The organism is Streptomyces sp. NPDC001381, assembly GCF_042895685.1.
Taxonomy (GTDB): Bacteria; Actinomycetota; Actinomycetes; order Streptomycetales; family Streptomycetaceae; genus Streptomyces.
Genome location: NZ_JBIAWO010000004.1, coordinates 135,338 through 162,044, shown reverse-complemented (window position 1 = coordinate 162,044; position 26,707 = coordinate 135,338). Strand labels below are relative to the sequence as shown.

Genomic DNA, 26,707 nt, shown 5'->3' with positions numbered 1-26,707 from the left:
GCGCGCCGGTCGGGAGGCCCGCGTTCGCCCCTTATCTTCCGCAGTATGCAGCTTCCTTCCGGGGGGCCGCCCCCAGACCCCCGATGGGTTCGTCTCCTCCCCCTCGGCGGAGCCGTGGCCTGCGCGCTCGTCCTTCCCCTGGCCATGGCGTCCGCGGGGCCGGCCGGAGGCGAGGGGCCACCGGTCACGCGCTCCCTCACGTCCGCCGGTGACGGTACGGATCCGAAGGCGCCCTCCGCCGCGCCGTCCCCCGCTCCCGGGCTGCTCGGCCTCGGTCTGGCCACCGCCGTCCGGTGCGGTCCCGAACTGAGCTCCCCCGAAGGCGTCGAGGCCCAGACCTGTGTGCTGACCCAGGGGCAGGACACCTGGGCGCGCACCTACTACCGCAACGCCACGGGACGCGCCCTGGAGGCCGTCCTGAGCCTCATGGGGCCCGGGGAGCGCACGGTGCAGATGCGCTGCGCCGTGGACGCCGAGGACGAGCCGGACACCTGTGAGACGCCCCGTGAGCGGACACGGGGGGCGCTGGACGCGTACACCGCGATCGCCGAGTTCTCGACGGTCGAGGGGGCGGCGGGCGAGCGGCCGCTGCTGCTGCGCTCCGGTAGCAACTCCGCTACGGGCGACGGCAGTTGACGCGCTGCCCGGTGCTGCCCGGGTCGGCCGGACATGGAAAGACCCGGTTGCTGGCGACGGGGGATGCACCAGCAACCGGGCTATTGGAACGGTAACAAGAGATCGGCTCCAAGCAAATTCGATCTCTTGTTTTCATCGGGCTTTCGGACACCCGCTGATCGGCGTTTTCTGGCTCCGACTCACCTTGCGTGCACGGGAGTTGTGAGCGGAGTCACGCCCGCCGTCCGCGGGGTCCGGCTGACCGACCGGTCAGCCGGACCCCGGGCCGTGCCCGTGTCTCAGCTGAGCGTCACCTGGCGGTTGGTGAGCCCGCCGCGCGCGCGACGCTCCTCGGCGGTGAGCGGGGCGTCGGATGCGAGGGCCGCGGCGAGACGCTCGGCGAACTCGGCGGCCGGCTTCTCCACGTCGTCCGCGGAGACCCCGCTCGGCAGGTCCCAGACCGGCACCGTCAGGCCGTGCGCCCGGAAGGAGCCCACCAGGCGCGTGCCCTCACCGAGGCTGGAACGGCCTGCCGCGTGCAGCCGCGCGAGTGCGTCCAGAAGCCGCTCCTCCGGGTGCGGCATGACCCACCGCAGATGGTTCTTGTCCGGCGTCTCGCACCAGTACGCGGCGTCCACACCGGTCAGCTTCACGGTCGGGATCGCCGCCGCGTTGGCCCGCTCCAGGGAGGCGGCCACCTCCGGCGAGGCGTTCTCCGGGTCCGGAACCCAGAACTCGAAACCGTCGTGCACAACTGGCTCGAACGCGCCTTCGGCGTCGAGCAGATCCTGCATCCGAGGGCCGCCCGCGGGGGCACGCCTGGCCTGCACCGGAGTACCCGGGTCCGCCTCCAGGGCCCGCTGGAGCGTGTCCGCCAGGTCACGGCTGATGTCGCCGGACGGCGTGTCGTTCTGCAGGCCGAGCAGCACGGAGCCGTCGTCGCGGCGCAGGGCCGGCCAGGCCATCGGCAGGACCGTGGCGAGCGTGACGGAGGGGACGCCCTCGGGCAGGCCGTCCTTCAGCGTCAGCTCGACCGTGGCGGCCGGCACCAGCTCGCGCAGCGCCACCCAGTCGCACTCGCCCGGCAGGCCCTCGAAGGGACGCTGCACCAGCTCGGTCACGGCATGCGCGGCGGCCCGGCCGTGACAGGCCTTGTAGCGGCGGCCGCTGCCGCAGGGGCAGGGCTCCCGGGCACCGACGACCGGAACGTCCACATCGGTGCCTGCGGCGCGGGCACCGCCCGTGGTCTGCGGCCTGCCGGCCTTCGTCTGGGGTCGCTTCTTGGCCATCTGGGTGTCTCCCGGGTACGGCTCGTCTGGTACGGGCGGGAGCCTAGCCGCTCGTACCCGCGACCACGGGAACCTGTGGACAACGCGGCGGTTGTCCCGGCCGGGTGCCGGCCGGTGGCTGCTGCGAAAGTGGCGCCGCCGCCCGGAGGCGGTGCGGCGAGCGGGGCCGCCTCCCGCGCCTTCAGGGCCGCGGGGGAGCGTGCCGGGCGCCGCGCGGCAGGCGCCACTTCCGCACGGGTCCTAGTCCAGGTCGTCGAACGCGTCGGCGAAGTCCAGTCCGGGCATCGACGCCACCGCGGGGGCCGCGACCCGGGAGGCGAAGTCGTCGCGCCGGCAGCCGGCGTCGGGGTCGTAGACGTCCGCGTGGACCAGGACCCACACCGTGACCTCGCCGTGGACGTCGTCCCGCACGCCCCAGTCGTCGGACAGGGCCGTGATGATGTTCAGCCCGCGGCCGCCGTGCGCGGTGACGGAGGGGGTGGCCGGTGACGGACGGGTCGGGCCGCCGCCGTCGGTCACCTCGACGACCAGCCGGCCGCCCGGATCGACCCGCCACGCGGCGCGGACGTCACCGTCCCCGGCGAGGGCGTCGCCCAGAGGTCTGCCGTGTTTGCACGCGTTGCTCAAAAGTTCGGAAAGGATCAGTACGGCATCGTCGATGACCGCTTCCGACACCCCGCCCCTGCGCAATTGATCGCGCATGCGGTGTCTTGCCTCCCCCACGCCCGCAGGGCCATGGGGTACGGCCATGCTCGACGACGTGGGCACCTCCTGTGCCACCACCAACGCCACCCCCGAGACCTCCTTCGCCCCACGCCACGGTGTGGATGCCCCATTGGCCTGTACCGGAAACCGGCCAATCCATGTCCTCAGACGCATTCGCAACGATCGAACACGGAGCGAACACGCCGGAGCACTCCCCGTGAGCACATGGCTGAAATTCGTCGGAGTGGCCGATTTGGAGGATGCGGGAGGGTTGGCGTGGGGTCAAGGGGACGTGAGGTATCTGTGAGGTGTGAGTGACCTGTGGGGAGGTTCAAGCCGCGCTGTGTCCCGCACGACGCACGGCGACGGGCCGTCCGGCGCCGTGCCGCGCGGCTGACGTGCCGCACGGGGACGCACCGTACGGGGACGCACCGTACGGGGACGCACCGCGCGGGGACGCGGTTGACGTCATCGGCCCAGCCGGTGCAGCACGGCGCGCGGCCGGTTGGTGATGATCGCGTCGACGCCCAGCTCGACACAGGCGTCCACGTCCTCCGGTTCGTTCACCGTCCACACGTGCACCTGGTGACCGGACTTCTTCAGCCGCTCGACGTACAGCGGATGGTTGCGCACGATCCGGATCGAGGGGCCCGCGATCCCCACCCCGACAGGCAGCCGTCCGTCGCGCAGCCTGGGCGAGACGAACTGCGTGAGATAGACCGTCGGCAGCGTCGGCGCCGCCGCGTGCACGCGGTGCAGCGAGCGCGCGGAGAAGCTCATGACGCGCACCGGCGACTCGGCCGCCGAGGCCGGCGCGTCCAGGCCGAACCGCTTCAGGAGGGCCAGCAGCCGCTCCTCCACCTGCCCGGCCCAGCGGGTCGGATGCTTGGTCTCGACGGCCAGCTCCACCCGGCGGCCCGCGTCGGACACCAGCTCCAGCAGCCGCTCCAGCGTCAGGACGGACGTCTCCTCGCGGTCCTCGGGCCGGACCTCCCAGTCCGGGTCCTCCACGCGCGCGTGCCAGGCCTCGCGTGCCTCTCTGGTCTTCCAGGAGCCGAAGTCCAGCGCGGCGAGATCGGCGAGCTCCAGGGCGGAGACGGCACCGCGGCCGTTGGACGTACGGTTGACGCGTCGGTCGTGCACGCAGACGAGATGTCCGTCCGCGGTCAGCCGTACATCGCACTCGAGGGCGTCCGCACCGTCCTCGATCGCCTTCTTGTACGCGGCCAGGGTGTGCTCGGGGGCCTCCTCGGAGGCTCCGCGGTGAGCGACGACTTGAATGTGGTGCTGGCGTACGTGGGTCACCGCGTCATGGTGCCACCGGAACCATCTGAGAACAGTCTGAGATGTTTCGGGGATGCCTGCTTAGTGCACTAAACGTCCCTTATAAAGAATGCCCATGGACCCACAGGCACCGCTTATGGTGCTCTGACGGCCCGTGGGAAAAGCTGAGCAGTACAAAAGCACACGCACAGCTACCGCCGCGCCGGGTCGACGACAAGCGTGAACGGGCGAGACCTAGTGCGACCGACGACAACAGCCGTGGATCGAGGAGAAGAGCTGTGAGCACCGAGAACGAGGGCACCAACGAGGGCACCCCGGTTCCCCCGGCGCCGTCCGCACCCCCCGTGCCGGTGGAGACTGCCTCGGCCGCCGCCCCGCAGACGCCCGCGCCGGACGCCGGCGCGCCCACCACACCCCTTCCGCAGACCCCGCCCGCGGCCCCGGCCGCCCCGGCGGGCGACTGGCCCCCGCCGACCGCACCCCAGGCCGCCCCCGCGGCGGCCGAGGGCGAGTGGCCGGCCCCCGCCGCTGCGGCCGCCGCGCAGCACGTTCCGGCCGCCGCCCCGGCGGACGGCTGGCAGAACCCCCCGACCACTCCCCTCTACGCCGATGCCGGCGCCGGCGCGCACGCGTACGGCGACGGCGGTGCCGTGGGCGCGGGCGGAGCCGGTGGCGTGGGCGGTGTCGGTGGCCCGGCCTGGGGCGCCTCCTACCAGCAGCCCGCGCCCAAGTCCGGCCGCGGCCGGGGCGGGCTCGTCGCCGCGGTCCTCGTCGCCGCGCTGGTCGCGGGCGGCCTGGGCGGCGGCCTCGGCTACACCCTCGCCAAGAACGACGACAACAGCGGCTCCACGACCGTCTCCGCCTCCACCAGCGGCGGCGCCGTCAAGCGGGACGCGGGCACCGTCGCCGGGGTCGCCGCGGCGGCCCTGCCCAGCACGGTCACCATCGAGGCCGAGTCCAGCAACGGCGAGGGCGGCACCGGCACCGGATTCGTCTTCGACACCCAGGGCCACATCGTCACCAACAACCACGTCGTCGCGGACGCCGTCGACGGCGGCAAGGTGACGGCCACCTTCCCCGACGGCAAGAAGTACAACGCCGAGGTCGTCGGCCACGCCCAGGGCTACGACGTGGCGGTCATCAAGCTGAAGAACGCCCCGTCGGACCTCAAGCCGCTCACCCTGGGCGACTCGGACAAGGTGGCGGTCGGCGACTCGACGATCGCCATCGGGGCCCCCTTCGGCCTCTCCAACACGGTGACGACGGGCATCATCAGCGCCAAGAACCGCCCGGTGGCGTCCTCGGACGGCAGCGGCAGCTCCTCCTCCTACATGAGCGCCCTGCAGACCGACGCGTCGATCAACCCGGGCAACTCCGGCGGCCCGCTCCTCGACGCCCAGGGCAATGTGATCGGAATCAACTCCGCGATCCAGTCCACCGGCAGCGGCGGCCTGGGCGGCACCTCGCAGTCCGGCTCGATCGGCCTCGGCTTCGCCATCCCGATCAACCAGGCCAAGTACGTCGCCCAGCAGCTGATCAAGACCGGTGAGCCGGTGTACGCGAAGATCGGCGCGTCCGTCTCCCTGGAGGACTCCTCGGGCGGCGCGAAGATCACCGACCAGGGCTCGGGCGGCTCCTCCGCGGTCGAGTCGGGCGGCCCCGCCGCCCAGGCCGGCCTCAAGCCCGGCGACGTCATCACCAAGCTCGACGACACCGTGATCGACTCCGGCCCCACCCTCATCGGCGAGATCTGGACCCACCAGCCCGGCGACAAGGTCACCATCACCTACGAGCGCGACGGCAAGACCCACACCGTCGAGCTCACCCTCGGCTCCCGCACCGGCGACAACTGACCCGCACACGCGCCTGCCCACCCGTTACTCTTGTCCCCGCGCCGCCGATCAACGACGGCGCGGGGAGACGTGCCCGAGCGGCCTAAGGGAACGGTCTTGAAAACCGTCGTGGCAGCGATGTCACCGTGGGTTCAAATCCCACCGTCTCCGCACGTGAACGGCCTCTGACCAGGTGAATCGGTCGGGGGCCGTTCCTGTGGTCTCTGCCTGTGAGTAACCGTCGTTCCCCGACATTGCCCGCTTGATCGGGCACGGAAGGGGCACGCCTCGTTAGCTGCTGATCGGCGCCCAGCTCGCTGTGAGGTCCGCGCACTCGATCCGCACGGTTCCGGTCGTCAGCCTTAGCTCATGGCTGCATCCGGCCTCGTGCGGAAGGACTTCGTCCAGGCGGACGCTGTTGTAGTCCGACAACTCGACAGGACCGCCGTCGTCAGACGTGATTTGAACGCTGCTGACGCCCATGTAGCGGATGGTGAGCACGTCGCTCTCGCCCCCCGACCAGGTGAATCGAAGCTCGTACTGACCCTGGCCATCAGCAGCTGAAGGCAGCTCTTGGGGTTTGAGATCCTTCACGCAGCGCGGCGCCGAGAAGTCGTAGTGCTCGGGATGCGAAGCAAAGGCTCGTGCCCCGGGCGGCAGCGCCGGAAGGATCTCGGACAGCTTGGCGATATAGGGGCTGGGGTCATGCCAGTAGGTGCCTTGCCCCTGCTTCTCCACGACTGCGTACTTCACGCTTCTCCTTCGGCCGGTGGTCAAAGGTACTTGCACGGCTGTTGATCCACAGTGAGACAGGTCTGCGTCGGCCCTCCGCAACCCGGCTACGCACCCCAGCTCCCATCCCGTTTGCCGTCGACCCACACACCGTGGAGCGGGCGTGGTTCCTGGCGTCCAGGTGGAGCGCGCCACTGTACGAACGACCTGGACGCCAGGGGCCACGTCTGCTCGGCTTTGCCTGGGTCGACGGTGAACGGGATGGGAGCTCCCCACACACGCCACAACGAGCCCGCACTCGGGAACGGCGCCCCCTCCATCCCGGCGTCGACCGATCCCCCGCCGGAGGCTTGTTCTGACCTCATGCCCGTGTGCCTACCTCTTGGGCGGGAGCGGGCCGTCGGCCGTGCCGAGCGGGGCGGAGACATGAGCGCGGGCGCGGACGGCGGCCCGCGCCCGCCCGGAGGAGCGGAGCGACGACGGGTGCTTGATGAGGTAGGGATTCCTGTAACAGCTCAGCTGCTCAGGCGGTACTCCAGGACGTACGAACCGGCGTCCAAGAGCATCTGGTTGACCTCTACGGGGCGCTCGTCCTCGGTGAAGGCGGGGCGGCAGATCTCCAGGACCGGAGTGCCGGCCGCGAGGGCCAGGGCGGTGCGCTCCTCCTCGCTCGGCATCCGCGCCCGCAACTCCTCGGAGAAGAGCACGGGTTCCGCGCCCAGCTCGGCCAGGCGCGCGTAGCTGCCTCCGGGACCCGTGTTCGGCTGGGCGATCGCCGTGTCCCGTACCAGGTCCGCCGGGAGATACGACGTCGCGATCTGCACAGGGCGGTCCTCGACGACGAACTTCCGACTCCGCACGATGACGGCCGCGCCGGGTTCCAGGTTGAGCAACCGGCCGATCTGGCGCGGGGCCTCGGCCTCGTAGACCTGGACGTCGGTGACCAGGGGGCGTTGGGCGACATCGGCCGACCAGATGGACTGCCCTGCGTCTCGGCGCGTCTTGGAGAGGCGATCGTTCGCGACCCGGCGGATCGGCCTGAACTCCCTTACGTAGGTTCCGGATCCCGGCCGCGCGACCGCCAGGCCCTCGCTCACGAGGATCTTCAGCGCCTGGTTCGCGGTCATCTTGGCGACGCCGTACGTCTTCACCAACGAGGGTTCACCGGGCAACCGATCGCCCGGCCGTAGCTCACCGGACTCGATCCGCGCCCGGAGATCGTCGGCGATCTGCCGCGCAGTCTCGGGCATTGTCTCTCCCACTTGTCGATGCTCCCTAGGGTGGTCAGCCTACCTGCCACCCCCTTCCGGTCGCACGAACGCGTACCCGATCACTTCCCCAACCCACCTGTCATCCGCAGGTCTCGTTGACATCCCTAGGGAGGTTTGGTTTCAATCTCCCTAGGGAGGTGAACACTCCCTGAAGAAGGGCGGCGCCCCTACCGCCAAGCAGATGCGCCGCCCTACCCCTCTTCCAAGGGAGCCTCCATCATGCCTGTCTCGCTGATCCACCCCGGCCGACAGACCGGGGTCTCAGCGCCGAGGATCGTTCGGCGTACGACCCGTAGCTGCGCGGTGTGCGGCAAGACGCGCTGCCAGGACAAGAACGCCTGCCGTACGGCCTTCGGCACCACCGAGTGGCTGGAGTGCCCGGCCTGCGCGGGCAGCGGCTACGACACCACCGGATTCCAGCTCTACTGCCCCGACTGCGGCGGCGCGAAGGTCCTGGAGGTCGAGATCGTCGACGCTCCGGGGGTGGTCGAGTGACGGTCTTCCCCGTCGCCCCTGCGGCCGTCGCCGGTGCTGCGGCCACCATGGGCACCGACCCCGTGACTCTGGCCGATCTGCTGCGGGTCGCTTCGGCTCCCGGGTTCGACCGGTGGCGCGATCAGGTACGCCGTACGGGTGGCTGCTCGGATCCGATCCACCTCTCCGGTACGACGGTCACCCGTGACGCCCGGACCGGGGATGTCCTCTACTCGTACTCCACGGCCGAGGAGCCGGGCGGACGTCTGCGGGTCGCCTGCGGCAACCGGCGGGCCTCCCGTTGCCCTTCCTGCGCCTGGACGTACGCGGGAGACGCGTACCACCTGATACGCGCCGGGCTCACCGGGGATTCGCGGATGGGTATCCCGGACGGCGTACGCGTCCATCCCGGTGTGTTCGCCACGCTCACCGCCCCCTCCTTCGGGCCGGTCCACAACCGTCCCGAGAACGGCCGCTGCCGCTGCGGTGTCGCCCACTCCGAGGACGCCCCCGAACTCGGTACGGCCCTCGACCCGGCCACGTACGACTACGCCGGGGCCGTCCTCTGGAACAACCACGCCGGTGACCTCTGGCGCCGGTTCACGATCTACCTCCGCCGGGAGATCGCCGCCCGTGCCGGGATCACTCAGAGCGTGCTCCGGGAGGTCTGCCGGATCTCCTTTGGCAAGGTCGCCGAGTTCCAGAAGCGCGGGGCTATTCACTTCCATGCCATCGTGCGCCTGGACGGTCCGGCCGGTCCCGACGACACCCCGTCCGAGTGGGCCAGTACGGCGCTGCTCGGCGACGCCATCCGCGATGCCGCCGCCCGTGTCTCTGTCCCGGTCGCGCCTGCCGGTGACCTCCCGGCGCGCGTCCTGCGCTGGGGCGCCCAGGTCGACGTACGCGCCATCGGCACCGACGGCCAGGAGCTGACCGAACAGGCCGTGGCCGCGTACGTCGCGAAGTACGCCACCAAGGCTGCCGAGTCCACCGGCACCGTGGACCGACGCGTCGGGGAGCTCTCCGAGCTCGACAAGCGGCCCGAACTTCCCGACCACACCCGGCGCCTGATTCGAGCCTGTCATGCCCTTGACCGGGAGTACCCGGACCGCAAGCTCTGGGCCTGGGCCCACATGCTCGGCTTCCGTGGCCACTTCCTCACCAAGTCCCGCCGGTACTCCTCGACCTTCGCCGAACGTCGCCAGGTCCGCGCCGACTTCCGCGCCCGCCAGGAGCGTCGGGAACGGGGCCTGCCCGAGGACTCCGCCGACACGGAGGGCTCCACGCTCGTCGTCGCCCACTGGTCCTACGCCGGGCACGGCCACACCCCCGGCGAATCCTGGCTCGCCGCATCGATCGCAAAGGAGATCCGACTGAACCGAGAGACGGCCCGTGAAGCCCTGGCCGACATTTCTGATCTTGAGGCTGAGGGGGAGTGGTGAGTGTGGATCGACTGCTGAGCGTGCAAGAAGTCGCCGACCGGCTCGGTACCGGCGTGAGGTTCCCCCGTCGGCTTGTTGAAGAGCGTCGCATCACCTTCGTGAAGGTCGGCCGACACGTGCGGATCCCTGAATGGGCTCTGGAGGCGTACGTGGCCGAGAACACCGTGCAGCCGATCGCCTTGCGGCCCAACGCGCTCAGGAGGGCTGCCTGATGGCTGGCAAGCGCAAGTCCCGCCGTGCCTTCGGCCGGGTCCGCAAGCTCCCCTCCGGTCGCTTCCAAGCGCGGTACCCGGGGCCCGATGGGGTCCTCCGCCCTGCAGATCGGACGTTCGCCACCTCGACGGACGCTGACCGCTGGCTAGCTCGGAAGCGCATCGAGATCGAAGAAGGGCACTGGCTGGACCCCGCCGAGGGGCAGACGACCGTACGAGACTGGGCGGCCCGGTGGCTCGCAGCCGTTTCCCCACAGCTCAAGCACAAGACACAGGCGTCGTACCGGTCTCTGATCAACTCGCTGATCGACCCCGCGCTCGGGGACCGTGAGCTGTCCAGCCTGCGGCCGATCACGGTTGCCGAGTGGGTCGGCGGGATGAAGACCAAGGGGCTCAGCGCTTCGCGGATCCGGCAGGCGTACCGCGTCCTGTCCCAGGTCATGCGGGCCGCCGTCGACAACGACATGATCCCGCAGACCCCCTGCCGGGGCGTCAAGCTGCCTCGGATGCCGCAGACCGAGCCGCACATCCTGACCCCGCTCGAAGCCTCCCGGATGGTGCGGAGTGCGGCCAAGCCTCACGACCTGCTGATCGCGCTCCTCGCGTACGCGGGCCTGCGAGTCGGCGAGGCGTTCGCCCTCCGGCGCGCGGACATCGACGTGTCCGGCGGCTTCGTCCTGGTCGACGAGAACCTCGCCGAAGCCAACGGCACCTTGGTCTTCGACACCCCGAAGTCCCATCAGAAGCGGCTTCTACGCGTCGGCCCGTCGCTGGCGAAGCAGCTCGGCCGGCACCTGGAGACTCTGCCCGGCGGGGATGACGCGCTCCTGTTCACGACCCCGGGCGGCAAGCCGCTGCGCTACAACCAGTGGCGCAAGGCCTACTTCGACCCCGCCGTCTCAGCGGCCGGGCTGACCGACGTGACCCCGCATGACCTCCGGGCCTCGCACGGCACTTGGGTCGCCGACCGGTACGGCGTCATGACCGCCGCCCATCGACTCGGCCACTCGAACGCGAGCGTCACCACCCGGCACTACGCCCAGCCCGTCGCCGGTCGCGACGACCAGGTCGCCGAAGCGGCCGACTCCTGGCTCAGCGGGCACGATCACGAGCCTGGGGCACGTAGCGGGCACGAGGAGGATGACGACGGGTCCGCCGGGGTGCTCGTACCCGTCTGACCTGCTGCGGAGCGTCCCGCCCGCCCGATCGGCGAGAGATCTTGAAAACCGTCGTGGCAGCGATGTCACCGTGGGTTCAAATCCCACCGTCTCCGCGTGGTGAGCAGTGAGGACGGCCCCTGACCAGGTCATTCGGTCAGGGGCCGTCGTATGGCGAGGTGCCCGCCCGGCACCGGTGTGCACCGCGGTTCCCCGGCAGGCCGGGCACGGACGGGGCGCGACCTCTGGTCCGGACCGGTGGCTCAGCTCTCCGGGTCGTACATGATCTCGCGCACCTCCTGTGCGCACCGGCACGCCCCGGCGAGCTTCGCAGCCCACATCAGCGCGTCCTCACGCGACGGGACCTCGATGATCGCGAAGCCGCCGACGACCGCCTTGGTCTCGGGGAACGGTCCGTCCGTGACCGTGCCGTCGGTGGCCACGACGCTCGCCTGCTGACGCTCCACTCCGGCGCCGAAGATCCAGACACCTGCCTCCTTGGCCTCCTGGACCACCCGGCGGGCTGCCTCCTCGACCGCCGGGAGGTCCTCCTCGGGGAAGTCCATCGATCCGTCGTCGAACGAGATCAGGTACCGCGCCATCGTTCTCGCCTCCTTGTTCGGCGACCACCCGGCCGCCTCTCCGATGCTCCAGCTCGGACGGATCCCACGGCAGCTTCTCATCGGTCGACCCGCCCCGCCTTCGACGAGAGGCCGGTGGAGCGGATTCGGGCCGGAGTTGCTCAGGGGCGGGTGATCACGGCTCCGGGAGCTGATGGCGCGTCGGGCAGGGTGGGACGGCCGCGGCCCCGCCCGTGCGGGTGCGGAGCCCGGGCAGGAGCTTCAGCAGCCGCCGGACGCGCCGGCAGGGGCGCCGATGCCGATCCGGAGGGTGGCGGGGGCCGCACAGCACCCGCCGGACTGCTCGGCGTCGTCCGGTTCGTCGAAGAGACCCGCGCCGCCGCAGACTCCCGTTTCCGGGAGGGTGAGCTCGACGCGGTCGGCGGATTCCAGGTCGCCCGCGATGGCGGAGGCGACGGAGCGGACCTGCTCGTAGCCGGTCATCGCCAGGAACGTCGGGGCGCGGCCGTAGGACTTCATCCCGACCAGGTAGATGCCCTGCTCAGGGTGGGACAGCTCGCGGTGGCCGTGCGGGTAGACGGTGCCGCACGAGTGCTGGTTGGGGTCGATCAGCGGCGCCAGCTCGACCGGGGCCTGGAGGCGCTCGTCGAGGTGGAGACGTACCTCGGACAGGAAGGACAGGTCCGGGCGGAACCCGGTCAGCACGATGACCTCGTCCACCGGTTCCAGCCGCCGGCCGTCCTCGGCGACCAGGACCAGCCGGCCGCTGCCGTCGCGCTCGATCGCCTCGGTACGAAAGCCCGTGACCGCGTCGGCGTACCCGTCGTCGACCGCCGCCTTCGCCGCCAGGCCCAGGGCACCGCGGGCGGGAAGCTGGTCGGCCGTACCGCCGCCGAAGGTGGAACCGGAGATGCCACGGCGCAGGATCCACACCGCCTTCGTGCCGGTGCCCGCCTCGGTCCTGGCGAGGTCGGCGAGGTAGGCGAGCGCGGTGAAGGCGGAGGCGCCGGAGCCGATGACGGCGGTTCGCCGGCCGGCGTGGCGGGCCCGGACGGCGGGGTCCTGGAGGTCGGGGACGCGGTAGGTGACCCGGTCGGCCGCCGACTTCTCGCCGAGTGCCGGAAGCCCGCTCGCACCGGCCGGCGAGGGCGTGGTCCAGGTGCCGGACGCGTCGATCACCGCACGGGCGAAGATCCGTTCCTCGCGGCCGCCGGCGTGGTGGACGTGCACGACGAAGGGCTGGGTCTCGCGGTCGGCGTCGACGATGCGGTCACGACCGCTCCGGGACACACCGGTGACGGTCGCGCCGAAGCGGACGCGCTCCCCGAGGAGGTCGGCCAGAGGCTCGAGGTACTGCGCCACCCAGTCGCCGCCGGACGGGTACGTCGCCGGGTCGGGCTTGGTCCAGCCGGCCGGAGCGAGCAGCTTCTCGGCGACCGGGTCGACCACCTCGCCCCACGTGGAGAACAGCTTGACGTGCGACCACTCCCGCACCGCCGCCCCGGCGGCCGGTCCGGTCTCCAGGACCAAGGGCTCCAGGCCCTGGTCGACGAGGTGGGCGGCGGCGGCGAGGCCGGCGGGACCAGCTCCGACCACGACGACGGGCAGCTCGGTGGGGGCAGGCGCGTTCACGGTGACTCCCTTGCTTGTTTCGACGTTTGTCGATGTCTTACGCGGCCCAGCATGACACTTGCATCGATGGACGTCAACATAGACATTCGTCGAAACAGGGAGGGGCGCGGCGCGTCGGCATTGCCGGGTGGAGGGGCTCGCCGGTGATCCTGGGCCTCCTCGGGGCCCTCCCTGTCTGGTTCGACATGTGTCAACATAGACGCATGTCGAACATCAAGGCGTTGCCGCTGCTGGACCCCGAGGTCGCCGAGGGTGTCGTGCCGTGCTGCCCGCCGCTCACCGAGCGCCCGCTGACGGCCGAGGAGGCCGAGCGGACCGCCGCGATGTTCAAGGCCCTCGGTGACCCCGTCCGCCTGCGGCTGTTCTCCTTGGTCGCCTCGCACGAGGGCGGCGAGGCCTGCGTGTGCGACATCTCCGACGTCGGCGTCTCCCAGCCGACCGTCTCCCACCACCTGAAGAAGCTCAGGGAGGCCGGTCTCCTCACCTCCGAGCGGCGCGGCACGTGGGTGTACTACCGGGTGGAGCCTTCGGTGGTCGCGGCGATGGGGCAGATGCTGAGGATCGTCGGCTGATCCGGCCTGACCGTGTTATTCGGCCGGCCGGGCGGGCAGGAAGATCAACGCGACCAGGGCCAGGCCTGTCGCCGCCCCGACGAGTTGGGCGCCGATGAACCCGGCGACCGACGCGGGGGCGATGCCGGCGAACGTGTCGGTGAAGGCGCGGCCGATCGTCACTGCCGGATTGGCGAAGGACGTCGAAGACGTGAACCAGTACGCGGCGCCGATGTAGGAGGCGACCGCGACGGGGGCGAAGCGGAGCCGGTCGGTGCGGGCCAGGCCGAAGATCAGCAGGATCAGGCCGGCGGTGGCGACGGTCTCGCCGAGCAGGAGGGTGCCCGCCGAGCGGTCGTGGGTGGACCACTTCACCAGGGGCTCGCCGAACATCGCGTCGGCGAGGACCGCGCCCGCGACCGCCCCGGCGATCTGGGCGGGGACGTACGCGGCCGCCTCGCGCAGGGTGACTCCGGCGCCGCCCCGGCGGGCGGTGAACCACTCGGCGAGGGTGACGGCGGGGTTGAAGTGCGCGCCGGAGACCGGCCCGAGGAGGGTGATCAGGACGCCCAGGCCGAAGACCGTGGCCGTGGAGTTGGCGAGCAGCTGCAGGCCGACGTCCTCGGTCAGCTCGGTGGCCTGGATGCCGGAGCCGACCACGACCGCGACCAGGGCGGCGGTGCCGACCAGTTCGGCCGCTACCCGTGCGACCAGGGGCGGTGACGGAGGCGGAGTGGCGCCCGGTGCGGGCTGAGGTTCCGTCGCCGGGGTCGCCCCGGGCTTCCCGGATCTGTCGTGCTCGGTGGCGTCGGTGGCGGTCAACAGGACTCCTCGGTGGGGTCGCCGGTGTGGCGGGGATCAGGGGCAGGACCGCTTGACGTCGTTCTCGGCGGTGGTGCGCGCGGTCTCCGCCAGGTCGGCGAACTGGCCCGCGAGGGTGGCGATGACGTCGGGCCTGAGCCGGTAGTAGGTGAACCGGCCGCACGGCTCGGTCTCCACGACTCCGGCCTCCCGCAGCACCTTCAGGTGGTTGGAGAGGTTGGTCTGCCGGGCCCCTGTCTCCTCGATCAGGTGCGTGCTGCACAGCGTCTCCCTGGCCAGCAGGGTGACGATCCGGAGCCGGAGCGGGTCCGCGAGGACCCGCAGCAGATCAGTGTCGACCGGCATCATCATGGGCTGATACTGTCACATCACTCTGGGCTGATACCAGTCTGAGGTGATCTCCTGCTCCGCTGACGAAGGAAGAACCGATGTCCTCCAGCCCGCTCGCCTCCGTGCTGTTCGTCTGCGTCCACAACGCCGGCCGTTCGCAGATGGCCGCCGGGTTCCTCGCCCACCTCGCGGGCGACCGGATCGAGGTCCGCTCCGCCGGTTCCGTCCCGGGCGACCGGGTCAACCCCGCCGCGGTCGAGGCCATGCGGGAGGCCGGGGTCGACATCTCCGGGGCCCAGCCGAAGGTCCTCACCACCGAAGCCGTCCAGGCGTCCGACTACGTGATCACCATGGGCTGCGGCGACGCCTGCCCGGTCTTCCCCGGCAAGAAGTACCTCGACTGGGCCCTGGAGGACCCGGCGGGCAAGGGCGTCGAGGCCGTCCGTCCGATCCGCGACGAGATCAGGACCCGTATCGAGGCCCTGATCGCCGAGATCGACGCCCGGCGGGACGGCTGACCCCTGCGACCGGTACCGGCGGGCGCGAGGGCAGCCACCCGGACCTCGTCGTCGCCGGCGGCGGTCAGTGAGGGGTTCCCGGGGCGAGCAGGCGCCGCAGTGCCGTCGGGGTGTGGCCCAGGTACCGGCGTACGGTCCGGCTCAGGTGCGCCTGGTCGGCGAAGCCGAGGTCCGCGGCGAGGGCGCTGAGGCTGTCCTCGCCCTCCTCCAGGCGGTCGAGGGCGCGGCCGACGCGGACGCGGTTGCGGTAGTGGGTCAGCGAGACTCCCAGCGCGCGGCCGAAGGACCGGCTCAGACGGTAGGGCGAGACGCCCAGCGCCTCGGCGAGCGGGAACAGCCCGGCCGAGGCGGGGTGGTCTTCGGCGATCGCCTGGCGGGCCGCCGTGACGAGAGCGGCGTCGCCCGCCGGGGCCGGCGCGCCGAGCGGCGCGGTCCCGGAGACGGCCTGGCCGACGGCGGCGGCGAGGAGTCCGAGCAGTTCTTCCGCCAGCGCGTAGTCGACGTCCCCGGCCCGGGCGGTCGCCAGGAGCCGGCGATGGGCGAGGTCGAGGCGGGCGTCGACGTACACGCCCCGGGCGGCCGGGCGGGCGGCCTCGCCGGCCATGGTGTGCCAGAGCGCCGGCGTCAGGCTGACGGAGGTGCACTCGTCGCCCCCGGCGGGATGGGCGAAGCGCTCCTCCTCGCCCGGCACGCCGACATAGGCCATGGTGGCGTCGATGTCCGCGTCCGCTCCGGCCGCGCGCCTGCGGAACCGGCCGCGGCGCACGAGCACCACCCGGTAGTCCCCGCGCACTTCGGCCTCCGACCAGCGCGGGTGGTCGCCCCGGCAGGTCACGGCGGTGACGCTGAAGTCGGGCCGGGTGGCGAGAGCGGTCGCTGCGAGCACCCTTCGCACGCTACGCCGGGGGTCTGACAATCACCGCGCAAGGATGTTCAAGACGGGGCCCCGCCGCCACGGGCAAGCTGGCCGAGAAGCCACTACGGCAGGACAACAGCACTCACACGAAGGGGTCTTCGGCATGCCCGCTCTCGCGGAGTTCACCACCGTCGTCATCGACTGCGCGGATCCGGCCGCGCTCGCCGAGTTCTACAGGAAGGCCACCGGCTGGGACATCACCTACAGCGACGAGGACTACGTCTTCCTGGGCGGCGGCGCCGGCGGCCGTACCCAGATCGCCTTCCAGCGCGTCGAGGGCTACCAGGCGCCCGGCTGGCCCGACGCCCGCAAGCACATGCACCTCGACTTCGCCGTCGCCGACCTGGAGAGCGCCGCCGCCGAACTGCTCGCCATCGGGGCGGCGAAGCCCGAGTTCCAGCCCGGTGAGGGCAAGTGGGTGGTGTTCACCGACCCCGAGGGCCACCCGTTCTGCATCGCCGCCGGCGGCTGACGACCTGGCGAAGGGAGCGGCGGACGGGGCGTGCGTCCACCAGGAGTCCTGGTCGAGAGCGCGCCCGAGCACGTCCGGGCGGCGGTCCATGACGTCAGCGCGGTGCACCGGCGCGTGGGGCCCGGGGCGTCACGAACCGGGGAAGCCGCGGAGGGCGGGCGAACGTCCCCCGCCTGCTCCCCCAAGGCCTCTCGCCGGGGCCTTCCTCCCTCAGGGCCTCCCCCCGGACCGCGGACGCCCCGTCACACCCGTCCCCGCCCGGTGACGGCTTTGTCCCGGCTGTGTGACGCAAGGGCTTGCCGTGATGTGGTGCGGTGCGGTGCGTTGTTACCGTCCCGCCACCGGGTGCGGCCGAGTGGGCCGCCCGTGACCAGGGGGGACGTCCCGTATGAAGGCCAACCGGCTCAGACCTGTCGTCGTCGCGCTCGCGGCGGTCACGCTGACCGCCGTGCTCACCGGATGTGAGAAGGGCGGTTCCGCCACCGGTTCCGCCAGTGGCTCGACCGCCGGATCCGCCGCCGGATCCGCCGCCGGATCCGCCGCGGGGGCCGGCGCAGGTACCGGCGCGTCCGCCAAGCCCGCCGCATCCACCGCCGCCGCCACGCCCGCCGGGGCCACGCCGTCCGCCGTCCCGTCCGCCGCCTCCAAGAAGCCTTCCGCCGCGCCCCCCGCCACGTCCGCCGCCACCGCCGCAGGCTGCTCCGACGAGCCCCCCACCCCCGACGAGGTCGACCCCGACGAGCTCGCCCTCTTCCGGATCGAGGAGATCGACGGCGTCACCGACAAGGTGAACCTCGTCATCCAGCACGGCGTCTGGGGCTGCCCGGGCAAGGACACCGACGGTGCCCCCTTCGTCGTCACCGGGGAGGACAGCCGCTGGGCGATGGACCAGGCGGCGTACGTCACCGCCGTCACCCCGATCACCGACAGCACCGAGAACCGGCGCATCGGCGTGCAGGAGCTGATCGACTGGGTCGACGCCCACCCCGACTCCGGGCTGGTGTTCCGGTACGAGACCGGTGACGACGGTGCCATCCACCGGCTGGAGCAGGTCTTCACGCCGTAGGACGGGCCATGCGGGCCGCCGACGCGATCGTCGAGCGGGCCTCGCGATCCGTCAGCCCGGTGCGGATCGCGGCCGCGACGAGCGCGTCGGCGAGCGCCTCGCCGATGCCGTCCTCGTAGGCCCGGCAGGCCGCCCAGAACAGCCGGGTGTTGCGCTGGCCCTCGTGGGCCGCGAGGACGAACTGGACCAGGCCCCGGCCGTGCGCGCCGCCCGCCCAGGCTCCCGCTCCCGGTGTGCGGGGCGGGGGCAGCAGGAGGCGCAGGAGGGCGCGGGGGCAGGGGGCCGGGGCGAGGTGGGCCGTGCCGGGGGCCGTGGTGTAGACGCCGTGGGCGGTGCGGGAACCCGGGCCGACCAGATAACCGCCGGCGCCCCGGATGTCGATCCCGGGGGCGAGACGGCCGGCCGAGTTGGGGACGACGACGTCCGGCGGGCCGGTGAGCCAGAGGTGACGGCCGCCCGAGGGGGTGATGACCACGATGGTGGGCGGGACGGTGAACAGGTGGCGCAGGGCCAGTGCGCGCAGGGCGCCCGTGGAGTCCGTGCCCGACTTGGTGTCGAGGTCGACGCCGATCAGATGGTGCGGGGGCAGGCCACAGGCGATGCCGTAGCCGGTGGCCCAGGGGGCGGCGGCGAAGAGTTCGCGGATGCGGGCGGGGTCCGTCGAGGCGTCGTACACACCGTGGCCGAAGCGGCCGCACTCGCCGTGGCAGGGCGGTCGCGCCGGGGCGGGGGCGTCGCGGTGGGGGGAGCGCAGGGCCGGGAGCTTCGTCCGGGACAGGGGGATGACGGCCAGGCCGCGTTCGGCGGCCGACAGGGCGTGGGCGAGGGCCAGGGTGCCGGCCTGCCGGGGGTGCCGGTCCGGGTGCCGGGTGCTGTGCCGGTCGGGGATGGCCATGCTTCCAGTGTCGTACTGGTGTTCGAAAAAGGAAAGGGGAGCGCGACGGGCGACGCGCCGGCGGGCGGCGACCGCGCCGGACGCCTGACGGAACGCTTCAGCCCGTGCGGGGCCTGCGCGACGGGTACCCGGTCCGCCGGGAGTCAGGGCGTCCTGGGCGGGAAAATCCGGGATCCGGGTTTATCGACTTGTCATCACGCTTGCGTGCTAATCAGGGCTTCCGGGGCGGTTCGCCGGGGATCCGGTGGGCAACTCTGGTCTCGCGACGTCGTCACCGCACCGGGCCGGCCGGCCGGCCGCCCTGGTGGAAGCCGCGGTTCAGGGCTTCTCACCGCGTATCCCGATGGTTCTGGAGGACCTACATGGCAAGCATCCGTACCGCCCGCGTCATCGCCGCCGTCTCCGCCCTTCCGCTGGCAGCCGCCCTCTTCGCCGGCGTCGCGGCGGCGGACAACGGCGGCGCCGCGGACGACGGATCGAACGCGGGTGTCGCGAGCATCGTGGGCAGCGGCGTCGGGCGCGACAACAGCGGCAACTCCTCGACCACCCAGCAGAACGCCGTCGGCTCGGGCGCCTCGAACCAGAGCAACACCGCGCAGGTCAAGGGCTCCGCGTTCACGGCCGTCAACCAGGGCAACCGCAACACGGCGGTCTCCTTCTCGCCGCTGTGGTGGTGAGCTGAGGAGGCCGGGGTCTCGGCCCCCGGCCTCCGCCCGGGTGTGCTCCGTGGGGGTGGAACGGCGTCTGCGCGGCGGTGCTTCGGTGCCGCCGCGCAGGCGTGTTCGCGTGACCTTGACAGTTCCCGCTGTCTGACGGACAGTCAGAAACCTGCCCGGGCCGTGGTATCGGCGCATCGGAGGGAGCGGCGACGTGGACGACGACGGGCTCTACTCACGTCTGAAGGCCTACGAGGGCCGGCCCGCCGCCGTCTCCGGCACCGGCCGCGACCCCGTCAACGCGCCCATGATCCGGCACTGGTGCGAGGCCATGGGCGACCGGAACCCCGCGTACACCGGACCCGGCGCGATCGCCCCGCCCACCATGCTCCAGGCGTGGACCATGGGCGGCCTCGGCGGCCACCCGGGCCGGGCCCGGCCCTACGAGGAACTGCTGGCCCTCCTCGACGAGTCGGGCTGCACGGCGGTCGTCGCCACCGACTGCGAGCAGGAGTACCTGCGCCCCCTCCGGCCCGGCGACGAGGTCACCTTCGACACGGTGATCGAGTCGGTGTCGGAGCGGAAGAACACCAAGCTGGGCGCCGGGTACTTCATCACCACCCGGACCGACGTCAGGGCCGGCCCCGACCTGGCCGGCACCCACCGCTTCCGCATCCTCAAGTACGCCCCCGCCCGGGGGAGGACGGCACCACGGGAGCGCCGGCCGCGCCCCGTCGTCAACCGCGACAACGCCGGCTTCTGGGAGGGCGTACGCGACCACCGGCTCCTCCTCCAGCGCTGCACCGCCTGCGCCGGCCTCCGCTTCCCGTGGCTGCCCGGCTGCCACGCCTGCGGCTGCCCGGAGTGGGACACCGTCGAGGCGGCCGGCGAGGGGACCGTCTTCTCGTACGTCGTCCTGCACCATCCGCCGTTCCCGGCGTTCGAACCCCCGTACGCGATCGGGCTGATCGAGCTGGCCGAGGGGGTGCGCGTGGTGAGCAACGTGGTCGGGGTGCCGTACGACAAGGTGCGGATCGGGATGCCGGTACGGCTCGAGTTCCGGCGGTACGACGACGAGCTGACGCTGCCCGTGTTCCGGGGGGTGACGGCGTGAGAGCGGGTGAGGTGCTGCCGCCGCTGGAGATCGAGATCACCCGGACCCTGATCGTCGCCGGCGCGCTGGCCTCGCGCGACTACCAGGACGTGCACCACGACCCCGAGGCGGCCCGCGCCAAGGGCTCCCCGGACGTCTTCATGAACATCCTCACCACCAACGGCCTGGTCGGCCGCTACCTCACCGACCACTTCGGGCCCACGGCGGTGCTCCGCAGGGTCGCCATCCGGCTCGGGGCGCCCAACCACCCGGGCGACACCCTGGTGCTGAGGGGCACGGTCGAGGAGGTCGACGGGGACACGGCCGTGGTCAGGGTGACCGGGGACAACGGCGTCGGCCGGCATGTCACCGGCACGGTGACGGTCACGGTCCCCGTCGGGGAGGGGGACGCGCGATGAGCGTACGGACGCGGGACTCGCTCGGCGGACGGACCGCGATCGCCGGGATCGGGGCCACGGAGTTCTCCAAGGACTCGGGCCGCAGCGAGCTGCGCCTGGCGGCGGAGGCGGTGCGGGCCGCGCTCGACGACGCCGGGCTCACGGCGGCGGACGTGGACGGTCTGGTGACGTTCACCATGGACACCAGTCCGGAGATCACCGTGGCGCAGGCCTGCGGGATGGGGGAGCTGTCCTTCTTCTCCCGGGTCCACTACGGCGGCGGGGCGGCCTGCGCGACCGTGCAGCAGGCGGCGCTCGCGATCGCCGCGGGCGTGGCCGAGGTGGTGGTCTGCTACCGCGCCTTCAACGAGCGCTCGGGCCGCCGCTTCGGATCCGGCGTCAGACACCGCGAACCCTCGGCGGAGGGGGCGGCGCTGGGCTGGGTGATGCCGTTCGGGCTGCTCACCCCGGCCTCGTGGGTGGCCATGGCGGCGCAGCGGTATCTGCACACCTACGGGCTGAGCCCCGAGGAGGCCTTCGGCCCGGTCGCCGTCACGGCGCGCCGGCACGCGGCGGCGAACCCGGCGGCGTACTTCCACGGCCGCCCGATCACCCTGGCCGACCACGCGGCCTCCCGCTGGATCGCCGAACCGCTCCGGCTGCTGGACTGCTGCCAGGAGACGGACGGCGGCCAGGCCCTCGTCGTCACCTCGGTGGAGCGGGCCCGCGACCTGCCGCACCCGCCCGCCGTGGTGGCCGCGGCCGCGCAGGGCTCCGGCCGGGCCCAGGAGCAGATGACCAGCTTCTACCGCGACGACCTGACCGGCCTGCCGGAGACGGCGGTGGTCGCCCGCCAGCTCTGGCGCACGTCCGGGCTGGCGCCCGCCGACATCGACGTGGGCGTCGTGTACGACCACTTCACCCCGTTCGTGCTGATGCAGCTGGAGGAGTTCGGCTTCTGCGCGCCCGGCGAGGCGGCCGCCTTCGTCGCCGAGGACCGGCTGCCGCTCAACACCCACGGCGGGCAGCTCGGGGAGGCGTACCTCCACGGGATGAACGGCATCGCGGAGGCCGTACGGCAACTGCGCGGCACCTCGGTCAACCAGGTGCCGGGCGCGGAGCGGACCCTGGTGACGGCGGGGACGGGAGTGCCGACCTCGGGCCTGGTCCTGACCGCCGACCGCTGAGCCCGCCCCGAGCGCCCTCAGGGTCGTCCCGTAGTAGACACCCCCCTTCCGTCCACCTTCAGGAGGTGGAGCGGGCACCACCCCTACAACCTGAGGGGGACTCGTCTTCGGCACCTGCGGGCGATCCGCCCGAGCGGGGTCCGCTCCTAGCGTGGAGCCATGACCACACCCGTCTGCACCAGCGCCTCGCACGGCAAGAGGCGGTCATCCCCGTACCCGTCCTTCGCGTCGTACGTCAGAGCCCGCCAGCCGGTGCTGCTGCGCACCGCCCGGTCGCTGACGGCGAACCCGAGCGACGCCGAGGACCTGCTGCAGACCGCGCTCACCAAGACCTACGTCGCGTGGGAGCGGATCGAGGACCACCGGGCGCTCGACGGCTACGTCCGCCGGGCCCTGGTGAACACGCGCACCTCGCAGTGGCGCAAGCGCAAGGTCGACGAGTACGTCTGCGAGGAACTGCCGGAACCGGAGCCCGCGCCCGGCGAGGACGACCAGGCCGAGCGGCAGGCGCTGCGCGACGCGATGTGGCGGGCGATCATGAAGCTGCCCGACCGGCAGCGGGCGATGGTCGTCCTCAGGTACTACGAGGATCTCAGTGAGGTCCAGACGGCCGAGGTGCTCGGCGTCTCCGTGGGGACGGTGAAATCGGCGGTCTCGCGGGCCCTCGGCAAGCTCCGCGAGGACCCTGAGCTGGGACTTGTGCGATAGCGGGCCGACATGGTGTTTTGACCCGGGCTTTGTCGTGACGTGATCGTTCGTCGTTACCTAGTGACATACCGCGCGGTATGTGCGCAGAATCAGCGCAACCGTTACCACCGCGTAGGCAATGTCGCCGCCCTGGGAGGACGCCGTGCTGAGCACCATGCAGGACGTACCGCTGCTGATCTCGAGGATCCTGACCCACGGGGCGAGGATCCACGGCTCGTCGCAGGTGACCACCTGGACGGGCGAGGGCGCACCGCAGCGCCGCTCCTTCGCCGAGATCGGCGCCCGCGCCGCCCAGCTGGCCCACGCCCTGCGCGAGGACCTCGGAGTCCGGGGCGACGACCGGGTCGCCACCCTCATGTGGAACAACGGCGAGCACGTCGAGGCGTACTTCGCCATCCCCTCCATGGGCGCGGTCCTGCACACCCTGAACCTGCGGCTGCCCGCCGAGCAGCTGGCCTGGATCGTCAACCACGCCGCCGACCGGGTCGTCCTCGCCAACGGCTCCCTGCTGCCGCTGCTCGCCCCGCTGCTCCCGCACCTGAAGTCGGTCGAGCACGTGGTCGTCTCCGGCCCCGGTGACCGCTCCCTCCTCGCGGGCGCCCGTGCCCAGGTCCACGAGTACGAGGACCTGATCGCCGGGAAGCCCACCGACTACGACTGGCCCGAGCTGGACGAACGCTCCGCCGCCTCCATGTGCTACACCTCCGGCACCACGGGCGACCCCAAGGGCGTGGTCTACAGCCACCGCTCGATCTACCTGCACTCCATGCAGGTCAACATGGCCCAGTCGATGGGCCTGACCGACGAGGACACCTCGCTCATCGTGGTCCCGCAGTTCCATGTGAACGCGTGGGGTCTGCCGCACGCCACCTTCATGACCGGCGTCAACATGCTGATGCCGGACCGCTTCCTGCAGCCCGGACCGCTCGCCGAGATGATCGAGTCGGAGAAGCCGACCCACGCGGCCGCGGTCCCCACCATCTGGCAGGGCCTGCTCGCGGAACTGAGCGCCAAGCCCCGGGACGTCTCCTCCCTCGGCAACGTCACCATCGGCGGCGCGGCCTGTCCCCCCTCCCTCATGAAGGCCTTCGACGACCTCGGCATGCGGGTCTTCCACGCCTGGGGCATGACCGAGACCTCTCCGCTCGGCACCATCGCCCGGCCGCCGGCCCATGTCGTCGGCACCGACGAGGAGTTCGCCTACCGCCTCACCCAGGGCCGCTTCCCGGCCGGTGTCGAGGGCCGTCTCACCGGCCCCGGCGGCGAACGCCTCCCCTGGGACGGCGAGTCCGCAGGCGAGCTGGAGGTGCGCGGCCCCTGGATCGCCGGCGCCTACTACAACGGCCCCGACGCCGAACCCCTCCGCCCCGCCGACAAGTTCAGCGAGGACGGCTGGCTGAAGACGGGCGACGTGGGCACGATCAGCCCCGACGGCTTCCTCACCCTCACCGACCGCGCCAAGGACGTCATCAAGTCCGGCGGCGAGTGGATCTCCTCGGTGGAGCTGGAGAACGCCCTGATGTCCCACCCGGACGTCGCCGAGGCGGCCGTCGTCGCCGTCCCCGACGACCGGTGGGGCGAGCGCCCGCTCGCCACGGTCGTCCTCCGGGAGGGCGCCACCGCCGACTTCGAGACCCTGCGCGCCTTCCTCGCCGAGGAGGGGAAGATCGCCAAGTGGCAGCTCCCCGAGCGCTGGACGATCGTCGAGGCGGTGCCGAAGACCAGCGTGGGCAAGTTCGACAAGAAGGTGCTGCGCCGGCGGTACGCGGAGGGCGAGCTGGACGTCACCCGGCTCTGAAGGTCCCCCGGCTGAGAGCCACCCGGCTCCGAGAGCCGGGTGGCTCTGAGTACCGTTCCGGTGTGCGCCGGGCAGGTCACCTCGCGGCACCTGCCCGGCGTGCACCGGCGGCACGGCCGTACCCCGGCGCCCGTCATCGCCGTACGACGGTGGTGGTCCACCCCAGCAGCAGCCACAGGCCCGACACCGCGACCACCCCGCCCCAGCCGTAGTGGGTGAAGGCGAGGCCCGCCAGGGCCGAGGCGGTCGCGCCGCCGGCGAAGCCCGCGACGACGTAGGCGCTGTTGGCGGTGGCCGGGGCCGAGGTGGTGGTCAGGGCGAGGGTCTGGTTGGCGACGTGGGAGGCGACCAGGGCCGCGTGGATCAGGACGGCCGCCGCGAAGAGCGCCGCGAGCGCGTGCCCGCCCAGCCAGAAGAGGGGGACGGAGACGGCCGCGAGGACATAGGCGTGGCGTACGACCTTGGCGGCGCCGAAGCGGTCGACCAGGCCGCCCGCCAGCGGGGCCACCACGCTCGCCGCGAGCCCGAAGAGGCCGAACAGGCCCGCGGTCGCGGTGGTCATCCCGTACGGCTCGCCCGTCAGCAGCAGCGCCAGCGAGGTCCACAGCGCGCTCCACGCGCCGTACATGCCGGCCTGCCGTACGCACGCCCGCCACAGGTCGGGGGAGCGGCGGACCAGGCCGGGCATGGTGCGCAGGCCGGTGAAGAGCCCGCCCTCGCGCGGCCGGCGGGGCTCGGCGGGGAGGGCGGCGGCGGTCAGCAGGCCCAGGACGGCGGTCAGCACCGCCGCGCCGACGAACACCGCGCGCCAGCCGAAGGCCTGACCGGCGAGACCGCCGAGGACGCGGGCCGCGACGATCCCGGTGAACAGGCCCGCGATGACGGCGGCGACGTGACGTGCCCGGTGGTGGGCGGGGGCGCGTTCGGCGACCAGCGGCACCAGGAGCTGCGGGACGACGGTCGCGGCGGAGGCGACGAGGACGGCGGCCGCGAGACCGGCCGTGCCGGTGGCGGCGGCACCCGCGGTCAGCGCCGCCGTGGTGACCAGGGAGAGCACGGCGACCAGCCGGCGCCGGTTCACGCGGTCCCCGAGCGGGGCGAAGAGGAGCAGACCGGCCGCGTAGCCGAACTGGGCGACGGAGGCGATCCAGGCCACGGCGGAGGACGTCGAGCCGAAGTCGCGCGCGATGAGCGGGAGCAGCGGGGCCGCCACGTAGATGTTGGCGGCGGTGACGGCGGTGCAGAGGGTGATGAGGACGAGGAGAAGCTGCCCGCCTCGCGTGGCGGACGGCCGCCGGGTGCCCTGGGAGGCGGCGGTGGCGGTGACTGCGGTCGGCATGACCGGGATGCTCCTTCGAGCCGGGTCTCACAACTAACCAGTTGGTTGGAACGGTGGGTGCAACAGTGTGGGAGGCGGAACGATTCCGTGTCAACCAACTAGTTGGTTGCCTGCCTGGCTACCATGTCCCCATGGCAACGACCAGGACGACGAACCGGGACCCCGAGGCCACGAAGGCGCGGATCTTCGACGCCGCCGTCGCGGAGTTCGCCCGCCACGGCATCGCGGGCGCCCGCATCGACCGCATCGCCGCCGAGGCCAAGGCCAACAAGCAGCTCATCTACGCCTACTTCGGCAACAAGTCCGAGCTGTTCTCCCAGGTCCTCGGCCGCTGCATGGTCCACCTCGCCTCCGCCGTCCCCGTCGACCCGGACGACATCGAGGGCTGGCTCGACCGGCTGATGGACTACCACGCCGCCCACCCCGAGCTGTTCCGCCTGCTGTACTGGGAGGGCATCGAGTACGGCACCGCCGACCTCCCCGACGAGGCGGAACGCCGGCAGCACTACGCCCTCAAGATCGCCGCGGTCCAGGACGGCCAGGACCGGGGCGTGATCACCGACGCCATTCCGGCCCGCGACCTGCTCTTCCTGCTGATCGCGATCGCCAACTGGGCCACCGTCGTCCCCCAGATGAGCCGCATCCTCGCGGGCTCCGAGGACACCGACCGCGCCCGCCTGCGCGCCTCCGTGAAGGAGGCGGCGCGGCGGATGATCGCGCGGTAGGCGTAGG

Annotated in this window: 29 protein-coding genes and 1 tRNA gene; 18 read left to right on the top strand and 12 right to left on the bottom strand. The window is 72.1% G+C overall.

Features of this window, described 5'->3' with window-relative positions; translation table 11 throughout:
• Window positions 1-45 precede the first annotated feature (45 nt).
• The gene (locus ACFY2L_RS19365; protein WP_390659869.1) at window positions 46-636 is read left to right on the top strand and encodes a hypothetical protein; all 591 of its coding nucleotides are present in this window, start codon (window positions 46-48) and stop codon (window positions 634-636) included.
• 278 nt (window positions 637-914) lie between these two features.
• On the opposite strand, the gene ACFY2L_RS19360 is transcribed toward ACFY2L_RS19365, so the two are convergent.
• The 3 genes from ACFY2L_RS19360 to ACFY2L_RS19350 form a co-directional block, all read right to left on the bottom strand.
• A complete protein-coding gene (locus tag ACFY2L_RS19360) occupies window positions 915-1,904 on the bottom strand; it encodes a DUF5926 family protein (RefSeq protein ID WP_390659870.1) in 990 nt (329 codons plus the stop codon).
• A 240-nt stretch (window positions 1,905-2,144) separates the two neighbouring features.
• The gene (locus ACFY2L_RS19355) at window positions 2,145-2,783 is read right to left on the bottom strand and encodes an ATP-binding protein (protein ID WP_390659871.1); all 639 of its coding nucleotides are present in this window, start codon (window positions 2,781-2,783) and stop codon (window positions 2,145-2,147) included.
• Between the two features lie 294 nt (window positions 2,784-3,077).
• Window positions 3,078-3,914, bottom strand: coding sequence for a glycerophosphodiester phosphodiesterase (locus ACFY2L_RS19350; RefSeq protein ID WP_390659872.1), 837 nt, complete (start codon window positions 3,912-3,914; stop codon window positions 3,078-3,080).
• Window positions 3,915-4,171: 257 nt separating this feature from the next.
• Here ACFY2L_RS19350 and ACFY2L_RS19345 point away from each other — a divergent pair, with 257 nt between their 5' ends.
• Both ACFY2L_RS19345 and ACFY2L_RS19340 read left to right on the top strand, forming a co-directional pair.
• Entirely contained in the window at window positions 4,172-5,746 is a 1,575-nt protein-coding gene (locus tag ACFY2L_RS19345) for a S1C family serine protease (RefSeq protein WP_390822902.1), read from the top strand.
• A gap of 63 nt (window positions 5,747-5,809) precedes the next feature.
• Window positions 5,810-5,896 (top strand) — tRNA-Ser (locus tag ACFY2L_RS19340).
• A gap of 120 nt (window positions 5,897-6,016) precedes the next feature.
• On the opposite strand, the gene ACFY2L_RS19335 is transcribed toward ACFY2L_RS19340, so the two are convergent.
• Both ACFY2L_RS19335 and ACFY2L_RS19330 read right to left on the bottom strand, forming a co-directional pair.
• On the bottom strand, window positions 6,017-6,478 hold the full coding sequence (locus ACFY2L_RS19335; protein ID WP_390822901.1) for a hypothetical protein: 462 nt from the start codon (window positions 6,476-6,478) through the stop codon (window positions 6,017-6,019).
• A 494-nt stretch (window positions 6,479-6,972) separates the two neighbouring features.
• Complete coding sequence (locus tag ACFY2L_RS19330; RefSeq protein WP_390822900.1) at window positions 6,973-7,707, bottom strand: GntR family transcriptional regulator; 735 nt, start codon at window positions 7,705-7,707, stop codon at window positions 6,973-6,975.
• Between the two features lie 240 nt (window positions 7,708-7,947).
• On the opposite strand from ACFY2L_RS19330, the gene ACFY2L_RS19325 reads away from it, so the two are divergent.
• Genes ACFY2L_RS19325 through ACFY2L_RS19310 form a run of 4 tightly spaced genes read left to right on the top strand, consistent with a single transcriptional unit; the run spans window position 7,948 to window position 11,034 of the window.
• Complete coding sequence (locus tag ACFY2L_RS19325; protein WP_390822899.1) at window positions 7,948-8,223, top strand: hypothetical protein; 276 nt, start codon at window positions 7,948-7,950, stop codon at window positions 8,221-8,223.
• 47 nt (window positions 8,224-8,270) lie between these two features.
• On the top strand, window positions 8,271-9,644 hold the full coding sequence (repSA, locus tag ACFY2L_RS19320; RefSeq protein WP_390823194.1) for a replication initiator protein RepSA: 1,374 nt from the start codon (window positions 8,271-8,273) through the stop codon (window positions 9,642-9,644).
• Entirely contained in the window at window positions 9,638-9,856 is a 219-nt protein-coding gene (locus ACFY2L_RS19315) for an excisionase family DNA-binding protein (protein ID WP_256920608.1), read from the top strand. The genes repSA and ACFY2L_RS19315 overlap by 7 nt, the downstream gene beginning before the upstream one ends.
• Complete coding sequence (locus ACFY2L_RS19310; RefSeq protein WP_390822898.1) at window positions 9,856-11,034, top strand: tyrosine-type recombinase/integrase; 1,179 nt, start codon at window positions 9,856-9,858, stop codon at window positions 11,032-11,034. Before ACFY2L_RS19315 ends, ACFY2L_RS19310 begins: the two co-directional genes overlap by 1 nt.
• 242 nt (window positions 11,035-11,276) lie before the next feature.
• Here ACFY2L_RS19310 and ACFY2L_RS19305 read toward each other — a convergent pair whose 3' ends face one another.
• Both ACFY2L_RS19305 and ACFY2L_RS19300 read right to left on the bottom strand, forming a co-directional pair.
• Window positions 11,277-11,615: a YciI family protein gene (locus tag ACFY2L_RS19305; protein WP_390659874.1), complete on the bottom strand. Its 339-nt coding sequence runs from the start codon at window positions 11,613-11,615 to the stop codon at window positions 11,277-11,279.
• Window positions 11,616-11,855: 240 nt separating this feature from the next.
• Window positions 11,856-13,226, bottom strand: coding sequence for an NAD(P)-binding domain-containing protein (locus ACFY2L_RS19300; RefSeq protein WP_390822897.1), 1,371 nt, complete (start codon window positions 13,224-13,226; stop codon window positions 11,856-11,858).
• A 203-nt stretch (window positions 13,227-13,429) separates the two neighbouring features.
• On the opposite strand from ACFY2L_RS19300, the gene ACFY2L_RS19295 reads away from it, so the two are divergent.
• Entirely contained in the window at window positions 13,430-13,798 is a 369-nt protein-coding gene (locus tag ACFY2L_RS19295) for an ArsR/SmtB family transcription factor (protein WP_390659876.1), read from the top strand.
• Window positions 13,799-13,813: 15 nt separating this feature from the next.
• Here ACFY2L_RS19295 and ACFY2L_RS19290 read toward each other — a convergent pair whose 3' ends face one another.
• Complete coding sequence (locus ACFY2L_RS19290) at window positions 13,814-14,599, bottom strand: aquaporin (RefSeq protein WP_390659877.1); 786 nt, start codon at window positions 14,597-14,599, stop codon at window positions 13,814-13,816.
• Window positions 14,600-14,635: 36 nt separating this feature from the next.
• Window positions 14,636-14,950 (bottom strand): ArsR/SmtB family transcription factor, encoded by a 315-nt coding sequence (locus tag ACFY2L_RS19285; protein ID WP_390659878.1) that lies wholly within the window; start codon window positions 14,948-14,950, stop codon window positions 14,636-14,638.
• A gap of 77 nt (window positions 14,951-15,027) precedes the next feature.
• On the opposite strand from ACFY2L_RS19285, the gene ACFY2L_RS19280 reads away from it, so the two are divergent.
• Window positions 15,028-15,447: an arsenate reductase ArsC gene (locus ACFY2L_RS19280; RefSeq protein WP_390659879.1), complete on the top strand. Its 420-nt coding sequence runs from the start codon at window positions 15,028-15,030 to the stop codon at window positions 15,445-15,447.
• A 64-nt stretch (window positions 15,448-15,511) separates the two neighbouring features.
• Here the strand turns inward: ACFY2L_RS19280 and ACFY2L_RS19275 are convergent, their stop codons facing one another.
• Entirely contained in the window at window positions 15,512-16,333 is an 822-nt protein-coding gene (locus ACFY2L_RS19275) for a helix-turn-helix domain-containing protein (RefSeq protein WP_390822896.1), read from the bottom strand.
• A 133-nt stretch (window positions 16,334-16,466) separates the two neighbouring features.
• Here ACFY2L_RS19275 and ACFY2L_RS19270 point away from each other — a divergent pair, with 133 nt between their 5' ends.
• Window positions 16,467-16,835 (top strand): VOC family protein, encoded by a 369-nt coding sequence (locus ACFY2L_RS19270; RefSeq protein ID WP_390822895.1) that lies wholly within the window; start codon window positions 16,467-16,469, stop codon window positions 16,833-16,835.
• Between the two features lie 388 nt (window positions 16,836-17,223).
• Complete coding sequence (locus ACFY2L_RS19265) at window positions 17,224-17,901, top strand: hypothetical protein (RefSeq protein WP_390822894.1); 678 nt, start codon at window positions 17,224-17,226, stop codon at window positions 17,899-17,901.
• Here the strand turns inward: ACFY2L_RS19265 and ACFY2L_RS19260 are convergent.
• Window positions 17,891-18,796, bottom strand: a complete 906-nt coding sequence (locus tag ACFY2L_RS19260) for a bifunctional DNA primase/polymerase (RefSeq protein ID WP_390822893.1) — start codon at window positions 18,794-18,796, stop codon at window positions 17,891-17,893. The two genes, ACFY2L_RS19265 and ACFY2L_RS19260, sit on opposite strands and share 11 nt — an antisense overlap.
• A 362-nt stretch (window positions 18,797-19,158) precedes the next feature.
• On the opposite strand from ACFY2L_RS19260, the gene ACFY2L_RS19255 reads away from it, so the two are divergent.
• The 6 genes from ACFY2L_RS19255 to ACFY2L_RS19230 all read left to right on the top strand — a co-directional run bounded on the left by ACFY2L_RS19255 (window position 19,159) and on the right by ACFY2L_RS19230 (window position 24,636).
• A complete protein-coding gene (locus ACFY2L_RS19255; RefSeq protein WP_390659884.1) occupies window positions 19,159-19,473 on the top strand; it encodes a hypothetical protein in 315 nt (104 codons plus the stop codon).
• Window positions 19,474-19,666: 193 nt separating this feature from the next.
• Window positions 19,667-20,566, top strand: coding sequence for a bifunctional MaoC family dehydratase N-terminal/OB-fold nucleic acid binding domain-containing protein (locus ACFY2L_RS19250; protein WP_390659885.1), 900 nt, complete (start codon window positions 19,667-19,669; stop codon window positions 20,564-20,566).
• Window positions 20,563-20,964, top strand: a complete 402-nt coding sequence (locus tag ACFY2L_RS19245) for a MaoC/PaaZ C-terminal domain-containing protein (protein ID WP_390822892.1) — start codon at window positions 20,563-20,565, stop codon at window positions 20,962-20,964. Before ACFY2L_RS19250 ends, ACFY2L_RS19245 begins: the two co-directional genes overlap by 4 nt.
• Window positions 20,961-22,130, top strand: a complete 1,170-nt coding sequence (locus ACFY2L_RS19240; protein ID WP_390659887.1) for a lipid-transfer protein — start codon at window positions 20,961-20,963, stop codon at window positions 22,128-22,130. The genes ACFY2L_RS19245 and ACFY2L_RS19240 overlap by 4 nt, the downstream gene beginning before the upstream one ends.
• Window positions 22,131-22,289: 159 nt before the next feature.
• On the top strand, window positions 22,290-22,838 hold the full coding sequence (locus tag ACFY2L_RS19235; protein WP_390659888.1) for a SigE family RNA polymerase sigma factor: 549 nt from the start codon (window positions 22,290-22,292) through the stop codon (window positions 22,836-22,838).
• 118 nt (window positions 22,839-22,956) lie between these two features.
• Window positions 22,957-24,636, top strand: coding sequence for a long-chain fatty acid--CoA ligase (locus tag ACFY2L_RS19230; protein WP_390659889.1), 1,680 nt, complete (start codon window positions 22,957-22,959; stop codon window positions 24,634-24,636).
• Between the two features lie 133 nt (window positions 24,637-24,769).
• On the opposite strand, the gene ACFY2L_RS19225 is transcribed toward ACFY2L_RS19230, so the two are convergent.
• Window positions 24,770-25,975 (bottom strand): MFS transporter, encoded by a 1,206-nt coding sequence (locus tag ACFY2L_RS19225; RefSeq protein ID WP_390822891.1) that lies wholly within the window; start codon window positions 25,973-25,975, stop codon window positions 24,770-24,772.
• 131 nt (window positions 25,976-26,106) lie between these two features.
• Here ACFY2L_RS19225 and ACFY2L_RS19220 point away from each other — a divergent pair, with 131 nt between their 5' ends.
• Entirely contained in the window at window positions 26,107-26,700 is a 594-nt protein-coding gene (locus ACFY2L_RS19220; RefSeq protein ID WP_390659891.1) for a TetR family transcriptional regulator, read from the top strand.
• The last annotated feature ends 7 nt before the right edge of the window (window positions 26,701-26,707 follow it).